The sequence below is a fragment of the Solibacillus sp. FSL W7-1472 genome (genome assembly GCF_037969775.1).
In the GTDB taxonomy this organism is placed as follows: domain Bacteria; phylum Bacillota; class Bacilli; order Bacillales_A; family Planococcaceae; genus Solibacillus; species Solibacillus silvestris.
The window spans coordinates 60,001-72,060 of record NZ_CP150208.1 but is presented as its reverse complement, the minus strand read 5'-3'; the positions used below and the strand labels follow the sequence as shown (position 1 = coordinate 72,060).

The window sequence follows — 12,060 nt, the reverse complement described above, 5'->3', positions numbered from 1 at the left end:
CTTTTACTTTTATTTACAAAATAATGAAAAAGTCTGCTGAACTTTTCTGGTCCAACAGACTCTTTTCAAATTACTTCACTTGTGCACCGTTTGCTAATTTTGGATCAACAGTGGCCAACGTTAAAACTCCATCATGTGAACCTGCTAAAATCATCCCTTGAGATAATTCGCCGCGTAATGTAACAGGTTTTAAATTGGCAACGACTATTACTTTTTTACCGATAAGCTCTTCCGGTTTATAATGCTCGGCAATACCTGATACTACTTGACGTTGTTCATAACCTAAATCAACCTGCAGCTTTAATAATTTCTTTGCTTTTGCTACTGGTTCACATGCCATTACTGTTGCAACACGTAAATCTACATTCATGAAATCATCAATTGTAATTTCTTCTGTTTCAGGTGCTTCAACAGTTGTAGTTTCCTCTTCCTGCGGTGTTTTTACAGAACTTTGCATTTGTTCACGAATGTAAGCTATTTCCACTTCCGCATCAAGACGCGGGAAGATAGGAGTACCTTTTTCTGCAACTTTTATGTTTTTCGGAATAACATTCCCGAATGTTTCAATCGTGTCCCATTGTAATGATTTCTCATCAAGACCTAATTGTTCAATAATTTGTTTTGGCGCATTAGTCATGAATGGCTGAATCATCACTGCGATATGGCGTAAGCTCTCTGCCAAATTATTCATAACAGCAGCAAGCTTGTTATGATCGGCTTCGTCTTTTGCTAATACCCATGGAGATGTTTCATCAATATACTTATTAGTGCGTGAAACTAAAGACCATAATTCAGAAAGTACGACACTAAACTGCATTTTATCCATACTTTCTTCATATCTAATACGTACACTTTCAGCATGCTCTTTTAATGCTGCATCAAATTGTGTAGCTTCCAAATTTTCAGTAGGAATTACCCCATCAAAATACTTGTTCATCATGGAAACTGTTCTGTTTAAAAGGTTTCCTAAATCGTTCGCTAAATCGAAATTTGTACGCTCAACGAATGATTCAGGTGAAAATACGCCATCTTGACCAAACGGCAGCTCACGTAACAAGAAATAACGTGTCGCATCTAAACCGTATCGCTCAATTAACATTTCCGGATACACAACATTTCCTTTAGATTTCGACATTTTTCCATCTTTCATCATGATGAAACCGTGTGCAAAAATTTTCTTTGGTAATGGTAAATCCAATGCCATTAAGAAAATCGGCCAATAAATTGTATGGAAACGGACAATATCCTTCCCTACTACATGGACATCTGCCGGCCAATATTTATTGAACAGCTCCTCATTGTCAGAACCATATCCTAAAGAAGTAATATAATTCGATAATGCATCTACCCATACGTAAATTACATGCTTCGGATTTCCAGGTACTTTAATTCCCCAGTCAAATGATGTACGGGATACAGACAAATCTTCCAGCCCCGGTTTAATGAAGTTATTGATCATTTCATTTTTGCGAGATTCCGGCTCGATAAACTCTGGATTATTTTCATAATAAGCAAGCAGGCGATCTGCGTATTTCTTCATATTAAAGAAGTATGACTCTTCTTTAACCTTTTGCACATCACGTCCACAATCCGGGCACTTTCCATCGACTAATTGCGTCTCGGTATAATAAGACTCACAAGGTACACAATATAGTCCTTCATATTCGCCTTTGTAAATGTCACCATTGTCTAAAAATTTCCGGAAAATTTTCTCTACAGAATCTGTATGACGCGTTTCAGTGGTTTGAATAAAGTCATTATAGGAAATATCCATAGTATTCCATAATTTTTTAGCACCTTCTGCAATTTCATTTACATAATCTTTTGGATGCATATTGGCTTCTTGTGCTTTTTCCTGAATTTTTTGTCCGTGTTCATCCATGCCTGTTAAAAAGCGGACATCAAAGCCTTTTAAACGCTTATACCGCGCTATTGCATCAGATGCAACCGTCGTATATGCAGTACCGATATGGAATTTTCCACTCGGGTAATAAATAGGGGTTGTTATATAGAATGTTTGTTGTTCACTCACGAAAGTGCCTCCATTTGTTTGTTAAAGTATAATCCTTATTCTAACGAAGTACGAAAATTGTTTCAATGAAAGTTTATTGGAATTCAGTTTTGTCGAAAAATCGATAACTAAATGTTGGTAATTGGTTAAATCTTTCCGACTATTCTAAATATTAAATGATAAGTTTTTTTTATAATTTCCTTAAAAAGTACAAATATGACAAAAAAGTTTCTTAAATGAAGAAAATATGAATACTAATTTATTGACGTTTATGGTATTAATTGTTATGATTTTAACTAGATCAAGATGAATGTCGAATTTTGACGAATTTAAATAACTTTTTATTATATAGGAGGAAGTATTAATATGAAATCAACAGGTATCGTACGTAAAGTAGACGAATTAGGACGCGTAGTAATTCCAATCGAATTACGCCGTACATTAGGTATTGCTGAAAAAGATGCTTTAGAAATTTATGTGGATGACGACAAAATCATCTTAAAAAAATACATGCCTAACATGACATGTGCAGTAACTGGTGAAGTTTCTGATGAAAACATGCGTTTAGTAGGCGGTAAATTAATCTTGTCTTCTGAAGGTGCAGAAGCATTAATGAAAGAAATTCAAGAAAACTTAAAAAAATAATATACTTATTTACACAAATAAAGTGGTTAGGGTTTACTAATTTATCCCGTATTAACGGGCAGTAGTTTATCTGCCTCGAATGCTTAAGTCCAGAGGCAAGAATCCCGCCTCTGGACTTAAGCATGGCGAAAACCCCACTGTTTGAAGTTCCACTTTATGTAATGTAAAGTATTATTTTACCAAATATAAAAAGCGTTGAAAAGTATGTCGACTTTTCAACGCTTTTTTATTGGTGATATGCCTGGTAAACGTCACGTTTTGGTAAGTTTCGTAATTTGGCTACTTCTTTTATAGCTTCTTTTGAAGATAACTGAGTTTCTTCTATTATATAAGTAACATGCTCATCCAATGACATTGTCGTCCAATAAGCCTCTTCTTCTTCTTCGGCTTCACCGGAAGTATTGCCTTCCAGTACGATGCAAAATTCACCGCGAATTTCATTTTCACTTGCCCAAATGATCGCTTCTTCTATTGTGCCTCGCAAAAACTCTTCAAACTTCTTCGTTAATTCGCGCGCCAATGTAATTTTACGGTCACCTAATACGAGCTGTAAGTCTTTTAATGTTTCCTTTAAACGATGTGGTGCTTCATAAAAAATCAGCGTCTCTTCTCTCTTTGACAATTTTTCCAGCTGTTCTCTGCGTTCTTTTTTGTTTCTTTTTAAAAAGCCGAAGAAATAAAATGGCTGCGGAGAAAGACCGGATGCAATTAAAGCAGTTAACGCTGCATTTGCTCCAGGAATCGGTACGACAGCAAATCCTTCAGCAATTGCTTTTACGACAATATCTGCACCTGGATCCGATATACAAGGCAAACCTGCATCACTTACTAATGCGATGGATTTTCCCTCTTGTAAATAGCCAAGCAGTTTCTCGCCGCCTACTTCAATATTATGTTCATGATAACTAATGAGCGGTGTTTGAATATCGAAATAATTACACAGCTTTTTCGTATTGCGTGTATCTTCTGCAGCAATAATATCGACCTCTTTTAAAATACGCAGTGCACGCATCGTCATGTCTTCTAAATTGCCAATTGGTGTCGCTACTAAGTAAAGACAGCTCCCTTGTTCGTGCTGGCTACTTTTTTGTGAGTTCATCTGTAGCACTCCTTATATACTTTATTTTTTGGGGACGCTTTAATTGTTTAAATGCATATTCAGCAGACATTGCCTGCTGTTTTGTTTCAAATGTTTCAAAATAAATACACGTTACCGGACCGCGTGCCCGTGTATACTTTGCCCCTTTACCTGCATTATGTGCCGCAATTCTCTTTTCTAAATTATTCGTATAGCCTGCATACAGTGTTGCATCACTACACTCTACCACATAAAAGTAATGTTTAGTTTCCTTCTCCATATAAAAGCGCCCTCACTTCTGGCGTATATTCATTATTATCCTCATATACGTATAATGGTGGCAATACTTTTAAATCCGGCTTGCCGTCTTTAATTGCTTCAATCAGTAATGTATTCGCTTCTTTCCCCCGTTTTGGATAAACAAACTGAATCCGCTTTGGCTCCAGCCGATTTGCGCGCATCGCACTTACAATGTCCAAAAGCCTGCCTGGTCTGTGCACAAAGGCCGCCTTTCCGCCTTGTTTTAATAGACGACTTGTTGCTTCGACTGCTTCATCCAGCGTTAGGTACAGCTCATGTCTTGCGATTGCATAATGCTCACTCGTATTTTTTTCGCTCAACTCATGTGCCAAAAAATAAGGAGGATTACATGTCACAACATCATATTTTTCAATACCAAGTTTTCCTGGTGCATCTTTCACATCACCAAGCTGCATGTCAATCTGTTGTGCCAAGTTATTGTATTCGATACTGCGTGTTGCCATATCATGCAACCGCGGCTGTAATTCAACACCTGTAATTTTTGCATTTGTCCGCGCACTCAAAAATAATGGGATTACCCCATTGCCTGAACATAAATCAATAATATGTCCTTTATTTTTCGGAACTTGTACAAATCGCGCCAATAATACTGCATCCAATGAAAACGAAAAGACGGACGGGCTTTGAATGATTCGTAAATCCTCCGCCAGTAAATAATCTAATCGCTCATCATCCTTCAACCATTGCTCCACTATTAAATCCTCCACTTAACTGCTATTATAATCAGTCTTTTCTAAACAAAAGACTGATATCTACTTTAGCAGATTCAGCCTTTTGTTTTTAACCATTTTGTTTATTTAAAAATGATAGACAGAACAAACAATCTTCACCTTTACGTGAGCTTCCAAAATGCACATGGCATACATGGAAGCCTTCATTATAAAGCCTTGCTAAATTATCGTACCCTTCACCAATATCTACTGGTTCTTTTTTCAGCTCTTCTACTCGTTTAATTGCAGTTGCTTCATTCGCTAATAGTTCTTCTAAGCGCGTACGTAGGTGAAGGTTTTCTGTTTGAAGCGTCTGGTGCTCCTCCATCATATGCGCAACAAATTGCTTAAGTGCGCTAAATTGCTGTTGCATTGATTCAAGCTGTTGTTCGAACTCCATAACAGTATCCAAAAAATTACGGTCCTTCACTCAAGCCACCCCATTAATTTCTATCTATATCAGATTTTTCTCATATTGCATAAGCTCTTCAAGCGTATATTCAACCATACGCTCCTGCTTCGTCAAATATACTTGAATGAGTCGCTCTAATACATTTAATCCGACGACTTTGCCTTCGCCTTCTGGTGTCATTGATAAATCACCGATGTCTGGCATACCTTCTTTTGCAATCTCATAATCATCATTTTCGTATTTTAGACAACACATTAAACGCCCGCATAACCCGGATATTTTTGTCGGATTCAGCGATAAATTCTGATCCTTTGCCATTTTAATCGACACAGGCTCAAAATCACCTAAAAATGTCGAACAGCAAAGCATTCTTCCACATGGACCAATTCCTCCAAGCAGTTTCGCTTCATCACGAACACCAATTTGACGTAGCTCTATTCGTGTACGGAAAACGCTAGCTAAATCTTTTACTAATTCCCGGAAATCTACACGCCCTTCTGCTGTAAAATAAAAAATAATTTTATTGCGATCAAATGTATATTCAACGTCAACGAGCTTCATATCCAACGAATGCTCAACAATTTTCGTATTCGCTAATTCAAAGGCACGTTTTGACTCAATAGTATTTTCTTCTACCTGGAAACGATCACGTTCATCGGCTGGTCGAACTACTTGTTTTAATGGTAAAACAACGTCATTCTCCCCGACTTGCCGCATCGGCACAACTACTTTGCCATATTCAATTCCCCGGGCTGTTTCTACGATTACATATTCGCCAACTTCCAAAATATAAGCGGCTGGATCAAAATAATATATTTTACCCGCTTTTTTAAAGCGAACTCCGACTACATTATACAAATGTATACCCCTCCTGAAGATTCAGCATAAGCTGTTCCATCAATAACGTACGATTCATATTACGATTTAAATTCGTGCGGGCCTGCAAAATAGATTGCATTTGGCGTGACAGTTTCTCATATGTCAATACGAGTGCCAGTTCATTAAATCGTTGATACATATCGGGATACGTGCACTTTGCTTGCTGGTTTGCTTTAATCGCTACTATATCACGGTATGCAAATAGCAACAAATCCAGTGCTAGCTCCATATCTTCTTTTTCTTTGAAGAGCGGGAGCCATTCTTCATGAATATATAATAGTGCTTCATGAACATTTTGATGAACAATCTCTACTAATTTTAACACTGTTTTTCGTGCAAGTACAAATTGCTCATCATTTGCAAGTGCAATAGCTGTTTCGAGATCATTTGTCACCATGCTTGTTGTCGATGCCATTGAATTTGTAATTCCCTGTTCTACCAGTTGCTCCATCATAGTAATACGGGGTGCTTTTGCAAATTTAATATGCTGACAACGAGAACGGATCGTCGGAATAATAGATTGAATTTGCTCGGTTAATAAAATCGCCACGACTTGTCCGTCAGGTTCTTCTAAAAACTTTAAGAGCATATTAGCAGAAGCAATATTTAATTTATCTGCATGATGAAGCACATAAATTTTCTTGCCCTTCTCTACACCTGTCATCTTCATTTCCGCAACTAAATCTCTTATTTGATCAATTTTAATAAATTGTCCATCAGGCTCTACTTGCCAAATATTCGGGTGATTTCCCGAATCAACTCGTCTGCAATTTCGACATGTTTCACATGGAACATTTTCTGACAAATTTCCGCAAAGAAGAAGTTTCATAAAAAAAGAGACGACATCTCGTTTACCCGTACCTTTTTCACCTTCGAATATATAGGCATGTGCTAAACGATCTTTATCTACAATTGTTTGTAGTTGCTTCATCACTACAGGTTGCAGCTTCGTAAGCTCTTCAATAGTTCGTGTCAATTCCCTCACCTTTTTCATTTCCTGCTTCTATTTATTTGAATGCCCTATGTACAATTCAAACAATATATATTCTGCTTGGAAAAATGCCCGTGTCTAGTGCACAACAAAGACACGGGCATTTTTCACATATACAGATTTATTAAAAGTCCCTTAATCTCGCCAATTTTCGCCAATAACTCAATAGACTCTTTTTCTTCATTTAAAATATCTTCTGCCAATTCGACAAGACGCTCATCAATTGTTTCGACAATTTTTAAGCGGCGCCCTTCTCCAAAACGGTTCCATGTATGTGATTGCTTCATCTCAAGCCCATAATCTACTGCTTCCTGTAAAAAACGTTTCACAAGCATTTTAAAGCGAGCTAATTCACGTAAATTTCGTGATCGTGCTACTCGGTCACCCGCTGTAGAAATATCACCCATTAATCTCGTGAGCTGCTCTGACTGCATTTTCGACTCTTGCTTTACAATCATGTCACCAAAGCGATTCCCGTTTTGATTTGCCGGACGCAAATCATTGCGATTCGCATTCAAATTTGTTCGGAGATCTTGATTAATCTTCATTTACCATTCGCCTCCAAAAAAATAACGCCCCACTATACTTACTACCGAACTCGGTTTTATACGCGCAATAATGATGGCTGCGTGAATTTAACATTACCGATTGGGGCTTTAATTTCCTTCAGTCTGTTGAAAGAAATTAAAAATGGTGGAATTGTTCGATTGGTAATACAAATACAATCGCTCCTCCAACTTCAACTTCTACAGGGTACGGGATGTAAGAATCTGCGTTCCCCCCCATTGGCGATACAGGAGCAACCATTTGCTCGCGTGATCGACAGTTTTCACGAATAATCTCTAATAACCTTGGAATTAAAGAATCATCCGTACCTATTAAAAATGTCGTGTTTCCCGATCGTAAAAATCCACCTGTACTCGCTAATTTTGTCGCACGATAGTTGTTTTTCGTTAATGCATTCGATAAGCGGTTGCTATCTTGATCTTGCACTACTGCTACTACTAACTTCATCCGTACTCACCCCTTCATTGAATTGGTTCCTCTATTATATCATCAATTACGCCTCGGTGTAATTGTGTCCAGATTTTTTTTGAGTTTACTCAAAAAATTTCTATTAAAAAATCTGTGACATCTGCCAGAGGCTTATTTTTATTCAGCGGGTGTTCTAGAAACCCGCTGAATAAAAATAAAAGGTACACTTCATTTACTTTTACCCTAATAGCGGATTTAAAATCCCCCACACTTCTTCAATCACCTGTTCAAGAGCCTGGTCTGCATTCACCATTTTAAAGCGCTCCGGGTAACGTCTTATTGCTTCCTCGTACCCTTCATATACTTTTTGATGGAATGCCAAACCTTCAGCGTCTAATCGGTTAATTTCATCACTACGTGTCGCATGAATACGCGCTAACCCTCTTTCCGGTGCAATATTAAAGAAAATAGTTACATCCGGCAGACGCTTTCCTATCGCAAATTCATTAATAGAAAGTACATCATCGACTCCGATTTCCCGTGCATAGCCCTGATATGCCAATGAGGAGTCAATAAACCGATCGCATAATACATGCTTTCCCTCTTCCAATGCAGGCACAATTTTTTCATAGAAATGCTGTGCACGTGCTGCAGCATATAATAATGCCTCTGTCCGCTCATGCATTTCTGTATGTGCCGGGTCTAAAATAATCGTCCGAATTTTCTCGGCGATTTCAATCCCGCCTGGTTCACGTGTTAGTAAAGCCTCAATACGCTCTTCTTTTAAACGCTCCCCAATTGCCTTTAGTACACTTGTTTTACCGGCACCTTCCCCGCCTTCAAACGTAATAAATAAATTCCTTTGCATTTTTATATTCTCCCTGCATCTATATTATGACTTGTATTAGTTTTTCCTGTAATCGGTGATCTCCCTGGAACAGTGCACCGATAGCGAGCAGCTCTTCGAACTGACGAATTTGTGCTTCCGTAATTTTCTCACCTTGGACCAGTAATGGAATTCCCGGTGGATACGGAATAATTGTATTAGCTGCAATTCGCCCGATAGTCAGCTTGTATGGCGTCCACTCTTTTTCTGCCTGCTCTATTTCCTCAAAGCTATATTCCGGTTGCGTAATTGCTAACGTCTCAAAGCTTTCTGTATCATTTATATATTCATTGCTTTCGCAGAGTTTTAGATGGGTATTTGCCTCTTTCATACGGTTACATAAATCCGTAATCGAGTAACAATCTCCTTGCTTCAATAACGGTAAAATTAAAAGCACTTGTTTTGCATCTGCCAACTCAACATACACATGCATTTTTTCCAATGCCTCTTTTAATTGAAAACCTGTGTAACCAGGGGCACGTACTAATAGTTTTAATGAATCATTCACTTCAATAACCTTTAAATCCGTTAAAGTTGTCAATGATTTAATAAATTGCTGACGCTTCTCCATAAGATACGCATAGTCAGCTGGCGTATAGTTCCCTACATAACTTCTTGCATCATCAAGGGAAGCTAAAAGTAAATACGACGGACTACTCGATTGTAACATACGTAAATAACGGTTTACTTTCTGTTCGCTTACTAATGATGATTTCATATGTAAAAAGGAAGCCATTGTCATAGCGGGTAATGTTTTATGGGCTGACTGGACGACAATGTCTGCACCTAGCTCAAGGGCCGAAGCGGGCAGATCCTCCGATACGGTTAAATGGGCCCCATGCGCCTCATCAACTAGAACAGGAATATGATATTCATGGCATAACTCAATTTGCTCTGCAAAATCCTCTGCTGTCACCCCATAATAAGTCGGGTACGTAAAAATAGCGGCCTTCAAATGCGGATAGGTTTCTACCGCTTGCTCTAATGTCTCCAGATCGATACAACCCGCTGTCTGACTTTTTATATCCCACTTTGGTGAAACATATACAGGCTTTACCCCAACCAATTCCAACGCATGAAAAATAGATTTGTGTGCATTTCTTTGAACAAGTACAGTATCTCCCTTTTCACATGTTGCATAGATCATTGCTAAGTTCCCAACTGTTGAGCCATTTACTAAAAAGAAACTCCGATTTGCCCCGTATGTAGAAGCGAGAAGTTGTTCTGCCTGCTGAATCGCTTCTTCTGGATGATGGAAATCATCTAACCCTGTCAGTTCAGTTACATCATATTTTAATGCCTGTTTTATTTCATCAGGCAAATTCGACAGCAACCCATTTTTATGTCCAGGCACATGAAAAGATTGCGGCTCATCCGCAACAAACTTTTTTAATGCTTGAACAATTGGTCGATCACTATTCACCATATTCACCTCATTTTCCATTGTTCCTCTATTATAAGACGTCTCGACCTCTCAAACCACTATTGGCGTTAGAAATGAAAAACTAGCTAACATTGATCATTAGCTAGTCATAAAACGTATATTGGTTACATAATAAATTTTTAAACAAACTACTATTTTTTCTATAACAATATCTACATTCGTCACTGCATTTTAGACTTTGGCATTTCATATGTCTCTGTTCAATTATCAAAAGTTTCTTTGCTCTCGGTCTTTGTGCTTGCTTGAATTTGCATACTCATGGTTACAGCGCATACAGATTTTAAGTAAACAAAAAACCCACTGATTCCTCAGCGGGTTTGCATTGTGCGAAGCGACGTCCTACTCTCACAGGGGGAAGCCCCCAACTACCATCGGCGCTAAAGAGCTTAACTTCCGTGTTCGGTATGGGAACGGGTGTGACCTCTTTGCCATCATCACTTCACTATTTTCGGCTTCCAATTCACGGCGCTATCCTTCGTCAACTTCCCTCGTTCTTTCAGTCACGTACTTAAGTACGCTCCTTCAATCACTCAGTCGTTTCCTCGACTAGCTTGTGTCTTGAAACCCTTAGAAAGATCATTCTTTCAAAACTGGATAAACGTTTCATTGAATTGAGCAATAAAATGTGGTTAAGTCCTCGACCGATTAGTATTCGTCAGCTGCATGCGTCACCGCACTTCCACCTCGAACCTATCTACCTGATCGTCTTTCAGGGGTCTTACTTACTTGCGTAATGGGAAATCTCATCTTGAGGGGGGCTTCATGCTTAGATGCTTTCAGCACTTATCCCGTCCATACATAGCTACCCAGCGATGCCTTTGGCAAGACAACTGGTACACCAGCGGTATGTCCATCCCGGTCCTCTCGTACTAAGGACAGCTCCTCTCAAATTTCCTACGCCCACGACGGATAGGGACCGAACTGTCTCACGACGTTCTGAACCCAGCTCGCGTACCGCTTTAATGGGCGAACAGCCCAACCCTTGGGACCGACTACAGCCCCAGGATGCGATGAGCCGACATCGAGGTGCCAAACCTCCCCGTCGATGTGGACTCTTGGGGGAGATAAGCCTGTTATCCCCGGGGTAGCTTTTATCCGTTGAGCGATGGCCCTTCCATGCGGAACCACCGGATCACTAAGCCCGTCTTTCGACCCTGCTCGACTTGTAGGTCTCGCAGTCAAGCTCCCTTATGCCTTTACACTCTACGAATGATTTCCAACCATTCTGAGGGAACCTTTGGGCGCCTCCGTTACTCTTTAGGAGGCGACCGCCCCAGTCAAACTGTCCGCCTGACACTGTCTCCTACCCCGCTAAGGGGCATGGGTTAGAAGTTCAATACAACCAGGGTAGTATCCCACCGACGCCTCCTTCGAAGCTGGCGCTCCGAGATCTCTGGCTCCTACCTATCCTGTACAAGTTGTACCAAAATTCAATATCAGGCTACAGTAAAGCTCCACGGGGTCTTTCCGTCCTGTCGCGGGTAACCTGCATCTTCACAGGTACTATAATTTCACCGAGTCTCTCGTTGAGACAGTGCCCAGATCGTTACGCCTTTCGTGCGGGTCGGAACTTACCCGACAAGGAATTTCGCTACCTTAGGACCGTTATAGTTACGGCCGCCGTTTACTGGGGCTTCAATTCACAGCTTCGCTTGCGCTAACCGCTCCTCTTAACCTTCCAGCACCGGGCAGGCGTCAGCCCCTATAC

General features: G+C 39.7%; 12 protein-coding genes and 2 rRNA genes (1 of these 14 only partly in view). 1 reads left to right on the top strand and 13 read right to left on the bottom strand.

Translation table 11 applies throughout. From position 1 onward, the window contains the following. Positions 1–70: 70 nt before the first annotated feature. Positions 71–2,032 (bottom strand): methionine--tRNA ligase, encoded by a 1,962-nt coding sequence (gene metG / locus MKY07_RS00325; RefSeq protein WP_339263444.1) that lies wholly within the window; start codon positions 2,030–2,032, stop codon positions 71–73. Between the two features lie 345 nt (positions 2,033–2,377). On the opposite strand from metG, the gene MKY07_RS00320 reads away from it, so the two are divergent. After that, positions 2,378–2,656: an AbrB/MazE/SpoVT family DNA-binding domain-containing protein gene (locus tag MKY07_RS00320; RefSeq protein ID WP_008408305.1), complete on the top strand. Its 279-nt coding sequence runs from the start codon at positions 2,378–2,380 to the stop codon at positions 2,654–2,656. A gap of 226 nt (positions 2,657–2,882) precedes the next feature. Here MKY07_RS00320 and rsmI read toward each other — a convergent pair whose 3' ends face one another. The 12 genes from rsmI to MKY07_RS00260 form a co-directional block, all read right to left on the bottom strand. Next, entirely contained in the window at positions 2,883–3,755 is an 873-nt protein-coding gene (gene rsmI / locus MKY07_RS00315) for a 16S rRNA (cytidine(1402)-2'-O)-methyltransferase (protein WP_339263443.1), read from the bottom strand. Further along, positions 3,736–4,014: a GIY-YIG nuclease family protein gene (locus MKY07_RS00310; protein ID WP_014822307.1), complete on the bottom strand. Its 279-nt coding sequence runs from the start codon at positions 4,012–4,014 to the stop codon at positions 3,736–3,738. Before MKY07_RS00310 ends, rsmI begins: the two co-directional genes overlap by 20 nt. After that, positions 3,998–4,747: a tRNA1(Val) (adenine(37)-N6)-methyltransferase gene (locus MKY07_RS00305; protein ID WP_014822308.1), complete on the bottom strand. Its 750-nt coding sequence runs from the start codon at positions 4,745–4,747 to the stop codon at positions 3,998–4,000. The genes MKY07_RS00310 and MKY07_RS00305 overlap by 17 nt, the downstream gene beginning before the upstream one ends. An 88-nt stretch (positions 4,748–4,835) precedes the next feature. Beyond that, a complete protein-coding gene (gene yabA / locus MKY07_RS00300; protein ID WP_008408310.1) occupies positions 4,836–5,195 on the bottom strand; it encodes a DNA replication initiation control protein YabA in 360 nt (119 codons plus the stop codon). A 24-nt stretch (positions 5,196–5,219) separates the two neighbouring features. Continuing rightward, positions 5,220–6,035 (bottom strand): stage 0 sporulation family protein, encoded by an 816-nt coding sequence (locus MKY07_RS00295; RefSeq protein ID WP_008408311.1) that lies wholly within the window; start codon positions 6,033–6,035, stop codon positions 5,220–5,222. Beyond that, positions 6,028–7,032: a DNA polymerase III subunit delta' gene (gene holB / locus MKY07_RS00290; protein ID WP_039967427.1), complete on the bottom strand. Its 1,005-nt coding sequence runs from the start codon at positions 7,030–7,032 to the stop codon at positions 6,028–6,030. Before holB ends, MKY07_RS00295 begins: the two co-directional genes overlap by 8 nt. Before the next feature lie 122 nt (positions 7,033–7,154). Next, positions 7,155–7,595 (bottom strand): YaaR family protein, encoded by a 441-nt coding sequence (locus tag MKY07_RS00285; protein ID WP_008408313.1) that lies wholly within the window; start codon positions 7,593–7,595, stop codon positions 7,155–7,157. 136 nt (positions 7,596–7,731) lie between these two features. Beyond that, entirely contained in the window at positions 7,732–8,061 is a 330-nt protein-coding gene (locus MKY07_RS00280) for a cyclic-di-AMP receptor (protein ID WP_008408314.1), read from the bottom strand. A 199-nt stretch (positions 8,062–8,260) separates the two neighbouring features. After that, positions 8,261–8,890: a dTMP kinase gene (tmk, locus tag MKY07_RS00275; protein ID WP_014822310.1), complete on the bottom strand. Its 630-nt coding sequence runs from the start codon at positions 8,888–8,890 to the stop codon at positions 8,261–8,263. A 19-nt stretch (positions 8,891–8,909) separates the two neighbouring features. Further along, positions 8,910–10,334, bottom strand: a complete 1,425-nt coding sequence (locus MKY07_RS00270) for an aminotransferase class I/II-fold pyridoxal phosphate-dependent enzyme (protein WP_339263440.1) — start codon at positions 10,332–10,334, stop codon at positions 8,910–8,912. A 344-nt stretch (positions 10,335–10,678) separates the two neighbouring features. Then, positions 10,679–10,794, bottom strand: a 5S ribosomal RNA gene (rrf, locus tag MKY07_RS00265). Between the two features lie 183 nt (positions 10,795–10,977). Further along, positions 10,978–12,060: ribosomal RNA gene (locus tag MKY07_RS00260) — 23S ribosomal RNA — on the bottom strand; it runs 1,846 nt beyond the window's last position.

What these genes read in the sequence shown, in the direction of transcription:
- MKY07_RS00320 (WP_008408305.1), top strand. Translation starts at nt 2,378, where the DNA reads ATGAAATCAACAGGTATCGTACGTAAAGTAGACGAATTAGGACGCGTA.
- rsmI (WP_339263443.1), bottom strand. Translation starts at nt 3,755, where the DNA reads ATGAACTCACAAAAAAGTAGCCAGCACGAACAAGGGAGCTGTCTTTAC.
- MKY07_RS00310 (WP_014822307.1), bottom strand. Translation starts at nt 4,014, where the DNA reads ATGGAGAAGGAAACTAAACATTACTTTTATGTGGTAGAGTGTAGTGAT.
- MKY07_RS00285 (WP_008408313.1), bottom strand. Translation starts at nt 7,595, where the DNA reads ATGAAGATTAATCAAGATCTCCGAACAAATTTGAATGCGAATCGCAAT.
- MKY07_RS00280 (WP_008408314.1), bottom strand. Translation starts at nt 8,061, where the DNA reads ATGAAGTTAGTAGTAGCAGTAGTGCAAGATCAAGATAGCAACCGCTTA.
- tmk (WP_014822310.1), bottom strand. Translation starts at nt 8,890, where the DNA reads ATGCAAAGGAATTTATTTATTACGTTTGAAGGCGGGGAAGGTGCCGGT.
- MKY07_RS00270 (WP_339263440.1), bottom strand. Translation starts at nt 10,334, where the DNA reads ATGGTGAATAGTGATCGACCAATTGTTCAAGCATTAAAAAAGTTTGTT.